This window comes from Variovorax sp. GW823-FHT04B03 (assembly GCF_058796495.1).
Genome location: NZ_JBXAIT010000007.1, coordinates 14,208 through 28,945, shown reverse-complemented (window position 1 = coordinate 28,945; position 14,738 = coordinate 14,208). Strand labels below are relative to the sequence as shown.

The 14,738-nt window shown below is 68.3% G+C and carries 14 protein-coding genes; 4 read left to right on the top strand and 10 right to left on the bottom strand.

Annotated features, from left to right (window positions below; genetic code table 11):
- Window positions 1-5: 5 nt before the first annotated feature.
- Entirely contained in the window at window positions 6-257 is a 252-nt protein-coding gene (locus tag AC1RAD_RS26960; RefSeq protein WP_492738139.1) for a MoaD/ThiS family protein, read from the top strand.
- On the opposite strand, the gene dapA is transcribed toward AC1RAD_RS26960, so the two are convergent.
- On the bottom strand, window positions 244-1,143 hold the full coding sequence (gene dapA / locus AC1RAD_RS26955; RefSeq protein ID WP_492738138.1) for a 4-hydroxy-tetrahydrodipicolinate synthase: 900 nt from the start codon (window positions 1,141-1,143) through the stop codon (window positions 244-246). The genes AC1RAD_RS26960 and dapA overlap by 14 nt on opposite strands.
- A 238-nt stretch (window positions 1,144-1,381) precedes the next feature.
- Entirely contained in the window at window positions 1,382-2,407 is a 1,026-nt protein-coding gene (locus tag AC1RAD_RS26950; RefSeq protein ID WP_492738137.1) for a hypothetical protein, read from the bottom strand.
- A gap of 36 nt (window positions 2,408-2,443) precedes the next feature.
- Between AC1RAD_RS26950 and AC1RAD_RS26945 the strand changes: the two genes are divergently transcribed.
- Window positions 2,444-2,929: a molybdenum cofactor biosynthesis protein MoaE gene (locus AC1RAD_RS26945; protein ID WP_447743081.1), complete on the top strand. Its 486-nt coding sequence runs from the start codon at window positions 2,444-2,446 to the stop codon at window positions 2,927-2,929.
- 16 nt (window positions 2,930-2,945) lie between these two features.
- Here AC1RAD_RS26945 and AC1RAD_RS26940 read toward each other — a convergent pair whose 3' ends face one another.
- Both AC1RAD_RS26940 and AC1RAD_RS26935 read right to left on the bottom strand, forming a co-directional pair.
- Window positions 2,946-3,782 carry an acid phosphatase gene (locus AC1RAD_RS26940; protein WP_492738135.1) on the bottom strand — a complete coding sequence of 279 codons (837 nt, stop codon included), beginning with the start codon at window positions 3,780-3,782 and terminating at the stop codon, window positions 2,946-2,948.
- A gap of 106 nt (window positions 3,783-3,888) precedes the next feature.
- A complete protein-coding gene (locus tag AC1RAD_RS26935; RefSeq protein WP_159272524.1) occupies window positions 3,889-4,869 on the bottom strand; it encodes a Bug family tripartite tricarboxylate transporter substrate binding protein in 981 nt (326 codons plus the stop codon).
- Window positions 4,870-5,025: 156 nt separating this feature from the next.
- Here AC1RAD_RS26935 and clpB point away from each other — a divergent pair, with 156 nt between their 5' ends.
- Both clpB and AC1RAD_RS26925 read left to right on the top strand, forming a co-directional pair.
- Entirely contained in the window at window positions 5,026-7,647 is a 2,622-nt protein-coding gene (gene clpB, locus AC1RAD_RS26930; protein ID WP_492738134.1) for an ATP-dependent chaperone ClpB, read from the top strand.
- 9 nt (window positions 7,648-7,656) lie between these two features.
- The gene (locus tag AC1RAD_RS26925) at window positions 7,657-7,986 is read left to right on the top strand and encodes a hypothetical protein (RefSeq protein WP_223301262.1); all 330 of its coding nucleotides are present in this window, start codon (window positions 7,657-7,659) and stop codon (window positions 7,984-7,986) included.
- A gap of 16 nt (window positions 7,987-8,002) precedes the next feature.
- On the opposite strand, the gene AC1RAD_RS26920 is transcribed toward AC1RAD_RS26925, so the two are convergent.
- The 6 genes from AC1RAD_RS26920 to AC1RAD_RS26895 are packed head-to-tail and all read right to left on the bottom strand — an operon-like array spanning window position 8,003 to window position 14,633.
- Complete coding sequence (locus tag AC1RAD_RS26920) at window positions 8,003-9,826, bottom strand: AMP-dependent synthetase/ligase (protein WP_492738132.1); 1,824 nt, start codon at window positions 9,824-9,826, stop codon at window positions 8,003-8,005.
- The gene (locus AC1RAD_RS26915) at window positions 9,823-10,656 is read right to left on the bottom strand and encodes an ABC transporter ATP-binding protein (protein WP_095744716.1); all 834 of its coding nucleotides are present in this window, start codon (window positions 10,654-10,656) and stop codon (window positions 9,823-9,825) included. Before AC1RAD_RS26915 ends, AC1RAD_RS26920 begins: the two co-directional genes overlap by 4 nt.
- A gap of 8 nt (window positions 10,657-10,664) precedes the next feature.
- Window positions 10,665-11,852, bottom strand: coding sequence for an ABC transporter substrate-binding protein (locus tag AC1RAD_RS26910; RefSeq protein WP_492738131.1), 1,188 nt, complete (start codon window positions 11,850-11,852; stop codon window positions 10,665-10,667).
- A 23-nt stretch (window positions 11,853-11,875) separates the two neighbouring features.
- On the bottom strand, window positions 11,876-12,913 hold the full coding sequence (locus AC1RAD_RS26905) for a branched-chain amino acid ABC transporter permease (protein WP_492738129.1): 1,038 nt from the start codon (window positions 12,911-12,913) through the stop codon (window positions 11,876-11,878).
- Between the two features lie 2 nt (window positions 12,914-12,915).
- Window positions 12,916-13,794: a branched-chain amino acid ABC transporter permease gene (locus AC1RAD_RS26900; RefSeq protein WP_062472963.1), complete on the bottom strand. Its 879-nt coding sequence runs from the start codon at window positions 13,792-13,794 to the stop codon at window positions 12,916-12,918.
- Window positions 13,794-14,633 (bottom strand): ABC transporter ATP-binding protein, encoded by an 840-nt coding sequence (locus AC1RAD_RS26895; protein ID WP_487849221.1) that lies wholly within the window; start codon window positions 14,631-14,633, stop codon window positions 13,794-13,796. Before AC1RAD_RS26895 ends, AC1RAD_RS26900 begins: the two co-directional genes overlap by 1 nt.
- Window positions 14,634-14,738: the final 105 nt, after the last annotated feature.

Here is a 14,738-nt window from a genome sequence, read left to right as displayed (position 1 = left end):
TCCCCATGAAGGTCCGCATCCGTTATTTCGCCTCAGTGCGCGAGGCACTGTCCAACAGCGGCGAAACCGTCGACACGCAGGCCGGCACGCTCGCGTCCCTGCGCGACGAGCTCATCGCCCGCGGCGGGGCCTACGCCATTGCGCTCGCACGCGGCAAGGCCGTGCGCATGGCGCTCGACCAGACCATGAGCGACGAGGCCGCCGCGCTGAACGACGACTGCGAAGTCGCGTTCTTCCCGCCCGTCACGGGCGGCTGAGCTTCGCGTCCAGCGCCACGAGGCGCTCGCGCAGGCCGTCCGACGCGCGCGTCATCGGCGAGCGCAGTTCGTCGCGCAGTTCGCCCGCATGCGCCAGCAGCGCCTTCAGCGGGCCCGGGTTGGGTTCGGCAAACAGCATCTCCAGCAACGGCTGCAGCGGCTGCCATTCGGCGCGCGCCTCGGCCAGCCGGTTCTCGGCCAGCAGGCGCACCAGCCGTACGAGGCGCTTCGTCTGCACATGGCCGCTGGCCGCGATGGCGCCCACGCCGCCTTCGGCCATGGTGGCGAAGATCTGGTGGTCTTCACCCGTGAGCACCTGCAGCCGGCCGTCGGCGATCACCGCGCGCGTCTTGGCCATGTCGCCGCCGCAGTCCTTGATGCCGCGGATGCGCGGGTGCTCGGCCAGCGCCAGCATCGTCTCGCGCGCGATGGTCACGCCGGTGCGGTAGGGAATGTCGTAGACCAGCACGGGCACCGTGCTGGCATCGGCGATGGCGTGGAACCACTCGATCACGCCGGCCTGCGACGGGCGGATGTAGTGCGGGGCGGACACCAGCAGGCCCGCCAGCGGGCGTTCCGAGAGCTTGCGCGCCCACGCCGTGGCCTTGCCCAGGTGGTAGCCCGACACACCCATCACGACTGGCAGGCCACCGGCAGCGGTGAGCACGGTGTCGAGCACGGCCAGCTGCTCGGCCTCGTCGAGCGCGGCGGCTTCGCCGGTCGAGCCGCAGGGCACGAAGCCGGTCACGCCGTCGTCGACAAGCCTTCGGACGAGCGCCGCCAGGGCGGTGTGGTCGACCGCGCCGTCGCGGAACGGGGTGACGAGGGCGACCCACAGGCCCGAGAAATCGGTCGCGGTGTCGGCGGTTGGTTGTTGATGTGGCACGCAGGCTTCCTTTCAGGAATCGACCGATGGAAAGAACCACCGTCCGATGCGCGCGCAACCCAAGAGGGGCCAAAGCCTTGGCAGGTTCCGTCGCTCATCCGACGACGGAACCTCGGCTCCGGTCAGACGAGCTTTGGTTTTTTGGCTTTGTTGCCCTGGCGCGCGCATGCCTTGCCTTCGAACGAAGGCGAGAGGCGGATGGGCGTGCGGCGCGAAGGCATGGGCTGCATTGTCGCGCCTAGGCCGGCGGTGCGGTGGCGCTGCGTTGCAGGCTCACGACACGGCCGCCCTCGGCGGCGCGGGCATTGCCCAGGAACTCGACGGTGACCTGGTTGCCCAGCTGCGCGTCGGTCTTGAGGTCGAGCGCGCCGAACAGCTGGCCGTCGACCCGGAACCAGCGCACCTCGGCCGTGTGCTTGCCCTGCGGCACCTGGGCCGTGAGGATTTCGGTGACCGGCCCGCTCACCGTGTGCAGGTGCGTGAACCGGCGTGCGCGCAGCAGCTGCGGCAGCACGCCGACCGCGAACACCAGCGCACAGATGGCAGCTGCGTACCCCGCCATGAACAGGCCGAAGCCCGGGCGAAAACCGTCGGCCCACGCCGTCCCGATCGCCAGGACCGCGCCGCCCGCCAGCACGACGCCCATGAAGCGGCGGTCCGAGCGCCCGGCGCGCCGACGGTCGCGCGAGGTGGCCGGCCGCTCGGTGCGCGTGGCCTGGCGCGCCATCGGATAACGCGTGCGCAGCAGCAGATGCACGGCGTTGTCGCGCGCCACGCATTCGATCTCGACGGGCGCCTGCGCCAGGTGCCGCACCGCCGTCAGCGGCCGGCCCGTGGCGTGGCTGCGAGGTGCGTCCAGGCCCAGCACCGGCACGACGTCGACGTGGAACTGGCCGTCGACCGTGTAGCGCAGCGCGCCGCCGGGCAGGGCGGCCACGTGGTCCACGGTGCCGGCCACGGTGAACTTGCTGTTCTTCGCCAGGGCCTCGCGGGTGGCCTGGGCCAGGCGCCGGTCGATCCGCGTCCGATGGGTGAACAGCCACACGCCCAGCAGCAAGGTGACCAGCGCCGCCGCGTTCATCGCCAGGGCCAGGCCCGCCGGGGCGCCGGGCAGCCGCCCGATCACCACGAAGACGAGGGCGCAGCCCGCCAGCAGCACGGCCAGCACCGCCAGGCCGGCGGCCGGGGTGCGCGCGGCAAGGTCGACGCGCCGCAGCATCTCGACATCGTCGGGTGTCAGGGGCTGCGACGTGGGAGCCGGCATCGGCGCAGTGTAGGGCGGCAGTGCCACAATTTGGGCATGTCCTCGCTCCCTCGCGTTTCCATCCAGACGGCCGACTTCGACGCCGGTGCCGAGATCGCCGCCCTGCGCGCGGCCGACGCGCGCGTCGGCGCCGTCTGCAGCTTCATCGGCACGGTCAGAGACCGCAACGACGGCAGCACCATCGCCTCGATGGAGCTGGAGCACTACCCCGGCATGACCGAGAAGGCCATCGAGGCCATGATCGACGAGGCCCACAAGCGCTTCGACATCCTGGGTGCGCGCGTGATCCACCGCGTGGGGCTGCTGCAGCCGCTGGACCAGATCATGATGGTGGCGGTGGTGTCCGCCCACCGCGGCCAGAGCTTCCAGGCCTGCGAGTTCCTGATGGACTACCTGAAGACCCAGGCCCCGTTCTGGAAGAAGGAGCAGACGCCCGAGGGCGCGCGCTGGGTCGATGCCCGCGTGACCGACGACGAGGCGCTGGCGCGCTGGGGCATCGCGGCCTCGAACAGCGCCACCTGAGCGGCGCGGTCGAGACTCAGGGCGCGATCAGCGCCGAGGCCGCCAGTGCCTTGGCTTCCGCACCGCAGTCCTGAGCGGGCACCGCGCCTGCCGCGCGTGCCTTCGCAATCTCCGACCGGGCACCCGCCATCTGCGCCTGGAACACCGGATTCGTGTGCAGCTTCGCCACCGTCGCCGCGCCGACCAGCCGGCCGTTCTCGATGTCGCTCTGCCAGTGCACGCCGCAGATCGCGCGGCTCTGCGAGAAGGCCCGGCCGCGCTGCAGCAGCGCGTCGGCGCGCTCGGGGGCGAGTTCCGTCAGCACCAGCGCCCAGGCCCAGCCCACGGCCGAATGGCCCGAAGGGTACGAGCCGTCCTTGGCCAGCGAGGCTTCTTCGGCGGGCGTGCAGCTGCCGGTCTTGAACGCCACGAAGGGGCGTGTGCGGTTGTAGGTGTTCTTGGCCTTGTAGGTGGCCGAGCCGGCGTCGGCCAGCGTGCGGCGCAGCAGCATGTTCAGGTTCGGGGTGGCCTGCTCGGAGATCGGCATGCCCAGCGCGCACGAGAACACCTCGGCGGCCTTCGGAAACTTGAGGTTGGCGTCCTGCACCGCCAGTGCGCCGCGCGGCGTGCCCTGCAGGGCCGTGAGCGCACGGAAGGTGGCGCCGTCGGCCGCCAGCGCGGCCGAGCCCTCGGCCGGGGGCGCCGGCAGCAGGGCGAGGCTGTCGGGCAACTCGGCAGCGGGCAGGTAGCCCTTCAGGTAGCCCGAGCCCGGGCGCAATTCGCCGACTTCGGCGGGGGAGATCGGCGCAGTGCTGCCGCAGGCGCCGAGCAGCAGCGTGGCCGCCAGTGAGGCGGCGAGGGTCGTGAATCGCATGAGGGATGTGTCTCCGGCTTTGTTGTTGGAAGGCGAGGGCCCATCGTAGAGGGGCCTCGCCGGGCCGGAAGATCACTCATGTGACGACCGTGCCAGGCCGTGCAGCTCAGGGCTTGAAGCCGCTCGCCTGGATGATCTTTTCCCAGGTCTGCGTGTAGGTGCGCACGCGGCCCGCGAACTGGCCCTGGGGCTCGTAGCCGACCGTCAGGCCCATGGTGGTGAGCTTCTGCTTCACGTCGGGCATGGCCAGCACCTTCTGCAGCGCGTCGCCGTACTTGTCGATGACGGCTTGGGGCGTGCCCACCGGCGCGAAGATGCCGTAGTAGGGCAGGTCTTCCAGGTTCGCAAAGCCCAGCTCGGTGAAGGTCGGCACGTTCGGCAGCAGCGCCTGGCGCTTGGCGCCGATGGAGGCCACGATGCGCACCTTGCCCGCGCGGTGGTTCTCGATGAAGTCGGGCACCGAGGCGATGCCCGCCGTGATCTGGTTGCCCAGCATGTCGGCCGTCATGGGCGCGCTGCCGCGGTAGGGTGCGGGCTGCACGTCGATCTTGTACTTGTCCGAGATCATCTTCACCAGGAACTCGGGGATCGACGCCGGTGCGGGCACGCCGATGGTCTCCTTGCCGCCCTTTTGCGTGCGGATCCATTTCACGTACTCGTCGATGCTCTTGGCCGGCGTGCCGCCCGACACCGCCAGCACGTTGGCGAAGGTGGCAAAGCCAGCCACGGGCACGAAGTCGGTCGCGGGGTTGAAGCCCGGGTTCTTCACCACCTGCGGCAGGATCGAGATGGAGTGGTCATGCGACAGGAACAGCGTGTGGCCGTCGGCCGGCGCGGCCTTCAGCGCCTGCGCCGCGATCTGGCCGCCTGCGCCCGCGCGGTTCTCGACCACCACGGGCACGCCCAGCACGTCCTTGAGCTTTTCGCCCAGGGTGCGGGCAATGGCGTCGGTGCCCGCGCCGGCGGGAAAGCCCACCAGCAGGCGCACCGGCGTGCCGCTCTGGGCCTGTGCCAGGCCGGCCATGCCCAGGGCCGCTGCCAAGAGACCCACGCTGAACGCGCGGCGCATCGGTTGGACGCGCTGCATTGAAAAAACCATGATCGACTCCATTCGAAGAAAGAGAGAAATGCCTACGGCGCGACGGTGCGGGGCCCGGTGCAATACCCGTGCCCAGGGTGCAAATCCGATTCGCAACCTTGAATCGTGCCCGAACAGCCCTATTTTGGATGCAGGAATACCACCATGCGACAAGACAAACTCACCACCAAATTTCAGGAAGCACTGAGCGACGCCCAGTCGCTCGCCCTTGGCAGCGACAACGCCTACATCGAACCGGCGCACCTGCTGGTCGCGATGCTGCGCCAGGACGACGGCCCGCGCGCCCTGCTGGAGCGTGCCGGCGTCAACGTGCCCGGGCTGCTGCAGGCCGCCGAAGGCGCCATCAAGAAACTGCCCCAGGTGCAGGGCCACGACATCGTGCAGGTCGGCCCCGAGCTGGGCAAGCTGCTGCAGGCGACCGAGAAGGAAGCCATCAAGCGCAATGACCAGTTCATTGCGGGCGAACTCTTTCTGCTCGCCGTGGCCGACAGCAAGGCCGACATCGGCAAGATCGCCAAGGACAACGGCCTGAGCCGCAAGTCGCTCGAGGCCGCCATCGAGGCCGTGCGCGGCGGGCAGGGCGTGAACAGCGCCGACGCCGAAGGCCAGCGCGAAGCCCTCAAGAAATACTGCCTGGACCTCACCGAGCGCGCCCGCCTGGGCAAGCTCGACCCGGTCATCGGCCGCGACGAGGAAATCCGTCGCGCCATCCAGGTGCTGCAACGCCGCACCAAGAACAACCCCGTGCTCATCGGCGAACCCGGCGTGGGCAAGACCGCCATCGTCGAAGGCCTGGCCCAGCGCATCGTCGCGGGCGAAGTGCCCGAGTCGCTCAAGGGCAAACGCGTGCTGTCGCTCGACATGGCCGCGCTGCTGGCCGGTGCCAAGTTCCGCGGCGAGTTCGAGGAGCGCCTGAAGACCGTGCTCAACGAACTCGCGAAGGACGAAGGCCAGACCATCGTCTTCATCGACGAGCTGCACACCATGGTCGGCGCCGGCAAGGCCGAGGGTGCGATGGACGCGGGCAACATGCTCAAGCCCGCGCTCGCGCGCGGCGAGCTGCACTGCGTGGGCGCCACCACGCTCGACGAATACCGCAAGTACATCGAGAAGGACGCCGCGCTGGAGCGCCGCTTCCAGAAGATCATCGTGGGCGAGCCCACCGTGGAGGCCACCATCGCCATCCTGCGCGGCCTGCAGGAGAAGTACGAAGTGCACCACGGCGTGCAGATCACCGACCCGGCCATCGTGGCCGCGGCCGAATTGAGTGATCGCTACATCACCGACCGCTTCCTGCCCGACAAGGCCATCGACCTCATCGACGAGGCCGCGGCCAAGATCAAGATCGAGATGGACTCCAAGCCCGAGGTCATGGACCGCCTGGACCGCCGCCTCATCCAGCTGCAGATCGAACGCGAAGCCGTGCGCCGCGAAAAGGACGAGGCCTCGCAGAAGCGCTTCGGCCTCATCGAGGACGAGATCACCAAGCTGCAAAAAGAGATCGCCGACTACGACGAGATCTGGCAGGCCGAGAAGGCCCAGGCCCAGGGCAGCGCGCACGTGCGCGAAGACATCGACAAGATCAAGTTCCAGATCGAGGAGTGGAAGCGCAAGGGCGACTTCAACAAGGTCGCCGAGCTGCAATACGGCCAGCTGCCGGCGCTCGAAAAGCGCCTGAAGGAAGCCGAAGAGAGCGAGGCGAGCAAGGGCAAGTCGAGTGCGCCCACGCTGCTGCGCACGCAGGTCGGTTCGGAAGAAATCGCCGAGGTCGTGGCGCGCGCCACCGGCATCCCGGTCGCCAAGCTCATGCAAGGCGAGCGCGACAAGCTGCTCGTCATGGAAGACAAGCTGCACGAGCGCGTGGTCGGCCAGGACGAGGCCATCGGTGCGGTCGCCAATGCGATCCGCCGTTCGCGCTCGGGCCTGAGCGATCCGAACCGCCCCACGGGTTCGTTCCTGTTCCTCGGCCCCACGGGCGTGGGCAAGACCGAGCTGTGCAAGGCGCTCGCGGGCTTCCTGTTCGACAGCGAAGACCACCTGATCCGCATCGACATGAGCGAGTTCATGGAGAAGCATTCGGTCGCCCGCCTCATTGGCGCGCCGCCGGGCTACGTGGGCTATGAAGAGGGCGGCTACCTCACGGAAGCCGTGCGCCGCAAGCCCTACAGCGTGGTGCTGCTCGACGAGGTCGAGAAGGCCCACCCCGATGTGTTCAACGTGCTGCTGCAGGTGCTCGACGACGGTCGCCTCACGGACGGCCAGGGCCGCACCGTGGACTTCAAGAACACCGTGATCGTGATGACCAGCAACATCGGCTCGCCGATCATCCAGTCGATGGTGGGCCAGCCGAGCGAGGAGATCAAGGAGGCGGTGTGGGACGAGTTGAAGAACTACTTCCGCCCCGAGTTCCTGAACCGCATCGACGAAACGGTCGTGTTCCACGCGCTCGACGCGAAGAACATCGAATCGATCGCTGCGATCCAGCTCAAGGTGCTGCAGGCGCGCCTGGCGAAGATGGACCTGGGCCTGCAGGTGTCGCCTGCGGCGCTGGCCGAGATCGCCAAGGTCGGCTTCGACCCGGTGTTCGGTGCCCGTCCGCTCAAGCGCGCCATCCAGCAGCGCATCGAGAACCCGCTCTCGCGGCTGTTGCTCGACGGCAGCTTCGGGCCGAAGGACACGATCGAGGTCGAAACCGACCCGATCCAGTCGCCGGGCCAGTTCTCGTTCCGCAAGGGCGGGGAACCAACGGCGGCTGCATCGGCCTAAAGTCGGATGATGAACTTCATTCTTCGCGTCATTCTTCTGCTCCTGGGGCTGGTCTTCGCGGCCAGCCTGGCCGTGGCGGCCCTGCTGCTGGCGGCGGTGTGGGGTGTGCGCTACGCCTGGGGGCGCCTCACGGGCAAGCCCGTGACGCCCTGGGTCATGCGTTTCAACCCGCGCTCGGGCTTCGACCGATTTCGCCATGCGGCACAGCAGCCGGCCGAGCCCACGGCCGCCGACGTGGTCAGCGCCCGTGCGCGCGGCGAATCGGTGCGCAGCCCGGTCGTGCTGGGCCCCGCCGACGATGTGACCGACGTGCGGGCCCGGCCCGTGCGCGGCGACTGAGCCTCTTTCTTCCCGATCAGGCGCTGTACAGCGCCTCGATCTCGTTGGCGTAGGCCTTGTAGATGCTGGAGCGCCGCACCTTCATGGTGGCGGTGACTTCACCGTCGTCATGGTCCAACTCTTTGGTGAGCAGATGAAAACGTCTGATCTGCGACACCTGCGCCAGCTTCCCATTGCCGCGCGCCACTTCGGCCTCGATCAGCGCGCGCACCTTGGGCTCTTCCACCAGCGAGCGAAAGTGCGTGAAGGGCAGGCGCTGCGCCTCGGCCCATTTGCCGACGGTCTCGTAGTCGATCTGCAGCAGCGCGCCGACGAACTTGCGGCCGTCCGCCACCACGATGCATTCCTTGATGAAGGGGCTGCCCTTCATGGTGTTCTCGATCTCCGAGGGCGTGAGGTTCTTGCCGCCGGCGGTGATCATGATGTCCTTCAGCCGGTCGACGATGCGCAGCTGGCCGCCGGCTTCCTCGCGCACCACGTCGCCCGTGTGCAGCCAGCCGTCGCGGATCGATGAGGCTGTGGCCTCGGGGTTCTTGTAGTAGCCCTCGAACACCATGTCGCCGCGCACCAGCAGCTCGCCGGCTTCGCCCACGCGGTGCTCGGTGCCTTGCGTCGGCGGGCCGACGGTGCCGATGGTCACGGCGTCGGCGCGGTGGCCCGAGACCATGCCGGTCGATTCGGTGAGGCCGTACACCTCGACCAGCGGCACGCCCAGCGTGCGAAAGAAGCGCACCACGTCGGCCGGAATCGGCGCCGCGCCCGTGAGCGCGATGCGCGCGCGGCGCAGGCCGATGAAGTTCTGCAGCGCGCGCAGCACGGTCCAGTAGGCGAGGGCGAAGCGGCCGCGCTCGGCCAGCGTCCAGGCGCTGCGCGGTTTTTCGGCCAGCGGCGCGCAGGCCTCGATGGCCTTGCGGAACAGCGTGCGCTGCAATCTGCCGGTTTCCTGCATCTTGATGCTGATGCCCGCGTGCAGCTTTTCCCAGATGCGCGGCACGCCGAGGAACATGGTGGGCGCCACCTCGCGCAGGTCTTCCTGCACGGTGCGGATCGATTCGCCGAAGTTGACCTGCGAGCCCAGGTACAGCGGCACGAAGGCCGTGAGCATCTGCTCGGCCACGTGGCACAGCGGCAGGTACGACAGGTGCGTGGTGCTGCCGTCGAGCCCGAGCCGATCGACGATGCCGGGCACGACGCCGCGGATGTTGCGGTACGAAATCATCGCGCCCTTGGGCTTGCCCGTGGAGCCCGAGGTGTAGATCATCAAACCGATGTCGGCGAGCGTCTGGCGCTGCAGCGCGGCGTCGATGAGCGCGGTGCCATCGCGTGCCAGCACCTCGGTGCCGGCCTGCTCGACCTCCGCAAAGGTCGCGATGCGCTCGCGCACCTCGGGCGGGTAGCTCGCGAGGCCCTTGGTCTCGATCACGACGATCTTGCGCAGGCGCGGCAGCTGGTCGAGGGCGTCGAGCACCTTGTCGGTCTGCTCCTGGTCCTCGCAGACGATCACTTCGATGTCCGCATGGCCGACCACGTAGGCCACCTCGTTGCTCGGGCTCGTGGGGTACACGCCCACGGTCACGGCGCCGATGAGCCCCGCGCCCATCTGCGCGAGCAGCCACTCGACGCGGTTCTCGGAGATCACGCCCAGGTGCCCGCCGGGCGCGAGGCCCATCGCGTGCAGGCCCAGGCCGAAGCGGCTGGCGCGCTGCAGGTAGCCGGCCCAGTCCAGCGGATGCCAGATGCCGAAGTCTTTCTGCCGGATCGCGATGCGCTGCGGCTGCAGGCGTGCCTGCTCGCGCAGCATCTGCGGCAGGGTGAGCGAAGGGAGCAGGTTCGTCGTCATGACAGCCAGCGCTTGCGGCGCTTGTAGTGCTTCAGCTCGCGGAAGCTGCGCGATTCGCCGCTGCCGCCCACGCCGAGATAGAACTCGCGCACGTCGGGGTCGGCCGCGAGCCGTTCGGCGCTGCCGTCGATCACGACCTTGCCGCTTTCCATGATGTAGCCCGTGTGGGCGATGGCCAGTGCCACGCTGGCGTTCTGTTCCACCAGCAGCATCGAGGTGCCGCGCTCGGCGTTGATGCGCGCGATGATCGTGAAGATGTCCTCGACCAGCTTGGGCGAGAGGCCCAGCGAGGGCTCGTCGAGCAAGATCAATTGAGGCTGCGCCACCAGCGCACGCCCGATGGCGAGCATCTGCTGCTCGCCGCCCGAGAGATAGCCCGCGAGGCCCTTGCGGCGCTCGTGCAGGCGAGGGAAGTAGGCGTAGACGTCGTCGAAGTTGCGCGACGCGGGCGCGACGCCCGTACGCCCGGTCAGCGCGTAGGTCGCGGCGACCAGGTTCTCTTCGACCGTGAGGTCTTCGAACACGCGCCGGCCTTCCATCACATGGCTCAGGCCGCGCCGCACCAGCTGCTGCGGCGCGAGCCGCTCGGTCGGTGCGCCATCGAACACGATGCGTCCGGCCTCGACCTCGCCGTCTTCCAGCGCGAGCAGGCCCGACACCGCCTTCAGCGTGGTCGACTTGCCCGCGCCGTTGCTGCCCAGCAGCGCCACGATCTGCCCGCGCGGCACGGCCAGCGACAGGCCGCGCAGCACCTGCACGACCTTGTTGTAGACCACCTCGATGTTGTTGACCTCGAGCACGAGGTCGGGCGGTGCCGCGCGCGCGTCCATCGTGTCGATCAGTTCAGTGCGATCCAGTCCGACGCCGGCACCATCTTCTGTGCCTTCATGTCGGCCTTGTAGACGCGGCCCACGGGAATCGAATTGCCCTTGATGGTGATCGGCGTGCCGATGATCCCGCCGGTGTCGAAGTCCTTGATGGTGTTGAGCGCGGCCTTCAGGTTCTTGCCGTCCAGCGGCTTGCCGGCGTCGAGCGTGCGCTTGGCGGCCTCGGTGAACAGCATCGCCGTGAGGAAGCCCTGCGTGTAGGCCGTGCTCTGGTATTCGGGGCGCAGCGCGCGGATCTTGTCGAGCATCGGCGCCTTGGCCGAGGTGTCGTAGTAGTAGCGGTAGGGCATGACGCCCATGAAGCCGTCGCCGCCTTCGCCCATCTTCATGACGGTGGAGCTGTCCATGGTCCAGAAGGTGCCCATCCACTTGCTGGTCATGCCCATCTGCTTGCCCTGCTGCACGAACTCGGGAATGGGCGCCAGGATGTAGCCGTGGAAGATCGTGTAGTCGGGCGCGGCGCGGCGCAGCTTGATGACCTCGGTCGACACGTCGACGCTGCCCGCGGGCGTCATAAGCTTCACCGGCACGCTCAGGCCCAGCTTCTTGGCAGCAGCTTCGCTGGCCTCGATGGGGTCGCGGCCGAACTCGGAGTCGGAGTACACGAAGGCCACCTTGGCGCCCGGCTTTTCCTTGGCGATGTGGCGCAGCAGGATGCCGATCTGCTCGGTGTAGTCGGGGCCCACGAGGAACTGGTTCGGGTACTTGGCCGGGTCGTTGAGCTCGGTGGCGAACGAGGCGCCCGCCATCAGGATCTGGCCGCCGCGGTCCAGCTCGGGGTTGATGGTCTTGGAGAAGCCGGTGGAGTCGCCGTAGTAGAGGTTGACCTTGTTCTGGCTCGTGATCTTCTTGAAGGCCGCCACCGACACGTCGACCTTGTAGCCCGTGTCTTCCGGCACGTAGCGCAGCTTGCGGCCCTTGATGCCGCCCGCGTCGTTGACCATCTTCACGTAGTCGGCAATGCCGGCGTTGATGCCCACGCCCGCGAAGGCGAACACGCCGGTCATCGGGATCGAGCCGCCGATGACGATGTCCTCGTTGCCTTGCGCGTTCGCCGCGAACGGCACGGCGGCGGCCAGGCCCGCGGCGATCAGCAAGGCACGACGGTGTTGGGAAAGCTTCTTCGGTGTGTTGGGCATGCTTGTCTCCTGTTGGAATGGGCTCAGTTGCGGAACGGCCATAGATGGAAAAAGCGGCGTATGCGCCGCCACACTTCTGCGAGCCCGTGCGGCTCGAACACCAGAAATCCGACGATCAGCAGGCCGAAGACGACGGTGCGCACCGGCGAGAGGAACACGGTCATCTCGACGCCGCCCGGCAGCAGGTCGACCACCAGCTTGAGCAGCTCGGGCACCATGGTCATGAACACGGCGCCGAAGATGCCGCCCAGGATGGTGCCCATGCCGCCGACGATGATGGCGGCCAGGAAGAAGATCGACATCAAGAGCGGAAAGCTCTCGGGCGTGACCACGCGGAAGAAGTAGGCCCACAGCCCGCCCGCCACGCCCGCGTAGAACGACGAGAGCCCGAACGACAGCAGCTTGTAGCGCAGCAGCGGAATGCCCAGCACCTCGGCCGAGATGTCGCGGTCGCGGATGGCGATGAAGGCACGCCCCACGCGCGTGCGGAACAGGTTGGCCGCGCCGAGCACCATGAGCACCATCACCGGCACGATCACCCAGTACAGGCGAAACGAGGTGTCCAGCGGCAGGCCGAAGAGCTGCGCGGGCGGCAGCGAGATGCCGGTGGTGCCGCCCGTGAGCTTGAGGTTGGCGAACAGGAAGTGCGTGATGAACGACGCGGCGATGGTCGCGATGGCCAGGTACAGGCCCTTCACGCGCAGCGACGGGATGCCGACGACCAGCCCGCCGAGCATCGCGACCACGCCGCCCGCGAGGATGTTCAGCAGGAAGGGCGTGCCCAGCCGCGTCTGCATGATCGCGACGGTGTACGCACCCAGCCCCATGAACGCGGCCTGCCCCAGGCTCACGAGGCCCGTGTAGCCCGTGAGGATGTTCAGCCCCGTGGCGCTCGCCACGTTGATGGCGACAAGGCATGCGAGGTACAGCCAGTAGTCGCTGGCCATGAAGGGGAACAGCACGAGCAGCGCCGCGCCGATCGCGAGCCACACCTTCTGCGCGCGCGAATCGAACAGCGCCGCGTCGGCGGTGTAGCTTTGCTTGAGGGTGCCGATGCGCATGGCTAGAGTCTCTCGATCTCGTGCGTGCCGAACAGCCCGTAAGGCCGCACCATCAGCACGAACACCAGCACGATGAAGGTGGCGAGCAGCTTGTACTCGCCGCCCAGGTAAGAGCCGGCCAGTGCTTCGATCAGCCCGATGAGCACGCCGCCCACCAGCGCGCCGAGCACGCTGTCGAGCCCGCCGACGATCACCACCACCAGCACCGACAACCCGAACACGCCCATCGACGACGAGATGCCGCCGATGGCGCCGACGATGATGCCGGCCACCGCCGCGATCATGGCCGAGGCCACCCAGGCCAACGAGAACACGCGCGGCACGTGGATGCCCATCGAGTACGCAGCCGCCTGGTCGGAGGCCGTGGCCCGCAGCGCCACGCCGCCGCGCCAGAAGCGGAACAGCAGCAGCACCAGCCCGATCAGCACCACGGCGATCAGCGCGCCGTAGGCGATCTTGGGCGCCAGGAAGGCCTCGCCGATCATCACGGGCGTGTTGGGCAGGAACTCGGGCAGGCGGCGCTGGTCGGCGGTCCAGATGATCTCGACCAACCCGACGAGGATCGACGCCAGCCCCACCGTCACCATGAACACCGAGATCGGCGGCTCGCCCAGCAGCGGGCGGATCATGGTGCGCTCGATCACCGCGCCCAGCAGGCCGGTGCCGATCACCGAGCCCAGCACCGCCATCCAGATCGGCAGCGAGAAGCTCGCGGCGAAGGTGAAGAACAGGTAGGCGCCGACCATCAGCATCTCGCCGATGGCGATGTTGACCACGCGCGTCGCCTTGTAGACCAGCACGAAGGCCAGCGCCGCCAGCGCGTACAGGCCGCCGCCGGCGATGCCGGTGAGTGCGATCTCGAAGAGGTAGGCCCAATCCATCAGACGGCTCCCACGGCAGCTTCGCCACGCAGCCGGCGACGCAACTCGCCCACGTCGCCCGCGCCGAGGTAGGCGCGGATCACTTCCGGGTCGGCCTGCACCTGCGCGGGCGTGCCTTGCGCGATGACCTGGCCGAAGTTGAGCACCACCACGTGGTCCGACAGGTCCATCACCATGCCCATGTCGTGCTCGACCATCAGCACCGTGATGCCCCACTCGCGCCGCACGTCGAGGATGAAGCGCGCCATGTCCTCGGTCTCTTCGCGGTTCATGCCGGCCACGGGCTCGTCGAGCATCAGCACCTTGGGCTGCATTGCGAGCGCGCGCGCCATTTCGACGCGCTTTTGCAGGCCGTAGGGCAGGGCGGCCACCGAGGCGTGGCGGATGTGGTCGATCTCGAGGAAATCGATGATGCGTTCTTCGACGTCGCGGCGCAGCTCGGCCTCTTCGCGGCGTGCGCGGCCCAGGTAGAAGAGGGCGTCGAACACGTTGGTCTTCAGGTGGGTATGGCGGCCGAGCTTGATGTTGTCGAGCACGGTCATGCCGCGGAACAGCGCGATGTTCTGGAAGCTGCGCGCCAGGCCGAGCGCCGCGCGCTTCGGGGCGGGCAGGCGGGTGATGTCCGCGCCCTCGAACAGCACGCGGCCCTGCGAAGGCTTGTAGAAGCCCGAGATGGTGTTGAACAGCGATGTCTTGCCCGCGCCGTTGGGCCCGATCACCGCGGTGATGGAGCCGGGCGCGACGCTGAAGCCGACGTTGGTGAGCGCCTTCACGCCGCCGAATGCCAGCGTCAACGCCTCGGCCTGCAGCACCGGGGCCGTGGCGGAAGGTGCGGACATGGAGGGTTCCCGTCGAGTCTCGTCAGGCATGGCTAAGGGGCGCGCCGCAAGGTCAGGGTTTGTGTCCAGCAGCGAAATGCTACTGGCCCGTAAAATTCCTACTGG

What these genes read in the sequence shown, in the direction of transcription:
- AC1RAD_RS26925 (WP_223301262.1), top strand. Translation starts at nt 7,657, where the DNA reads ATGAACTTCATTCTTCGCGTCATTCTTCTGCTCCTGGGGCTGGTCTTC.
- AC1RAD_RS26910 (WP_492738131.1), bottom strand. Translation starts at nt 11,852, where the DNA reads ATGCCCAACACACCGAAGAAGCTTTCCCAACACCGTCGTGCCTTGCTG.
- AC1RAD_RS26905 (WP_492738129.1), bottom strand. Translation starts at nt 12,913, where the DNA reads ATGCGCATCGGCACCCTCAAGCAAAGCTACACCGCCGACGCGGCGCTG.
- AC1RAD_RS26945 (WP_447743081.1), top strand. Translation starts at nt 2,444, where the DNA reads ATGTCCTCGCTCCCTCGCGTTTCCATCCAGACGGCCGACTTCGACGCC.
- AC1RAD_RS26960 (WP_492738139.1), top strand. Translation starts at nt 6, where the DNA reads ATGAAGGTCCGCATCCGTTATTTCGCCTCAGTGCGCGAGGCACTGTCC.
- AC1RAD_RS26920 (WP_492738132.1), bottom strand. Translation starts at nt 9,826, where the DNA reads ATGACGACGAACCTGCTCCCTTCGCTCACCCTGCCGCAGATGCTGCGC.
- AC1RAD_RS26915 (WP_095744716.1), bottom strand. Translation starts at nt 10,656, where the DNA reads ATGGACGCGCGCGCGGCACCGCCCGACCTCGTGCTCGAGGTCAACAAC.
- AC1RAD_RS26950 (WP_492738137.1), bottom strand. Translation starts at nt 2,407, where the DNA reads ATGCCGGCTCCCACGTCGCAGCCCCTGACACCCGACGATGTCGAGATG.
- AC1RAD_RS26895 (WP_487849221.1), bottom strand. Translation starts at nt 14,633, where the DNA reads ATGTCCGCACCTTCCGCCACGGCCCCGGTGCTGCAGGCCGAGGCGTTG.
- AC1RAD_RS26935 (WP_159272524.1), bottom strand. Translation starts at nt 4,869, where the DNA reads ATGCAGCGCGTCCAACCGATGCGCCGCGCGTTCAGCGTGGGTCTCTTG.
- clpB (WP_492738134.1), top strand. Translation starts at nt 5,026, where the DNA reads ATGCGACAAGACAAACTCACCACCAAATTTCAGGAAGCACTGAGCGAC.
- AC1RAD_RS26900 (WP_062472963.1), bottom strand. Translation starts at nt 13,794, where the DNA reads ATGGATTGGGCCTACCTCTTCGAGATCGCACTCACCGGCATCGCCGGC.
- AC1RAD_RS26940 (WP_492738135.1), bottom strand. Translation starts at nt 3,782, where the DNA reads ATGCGATTCACGACCCTCGCCGCCTCACTGGCGGCCACGCTGCTGCTC.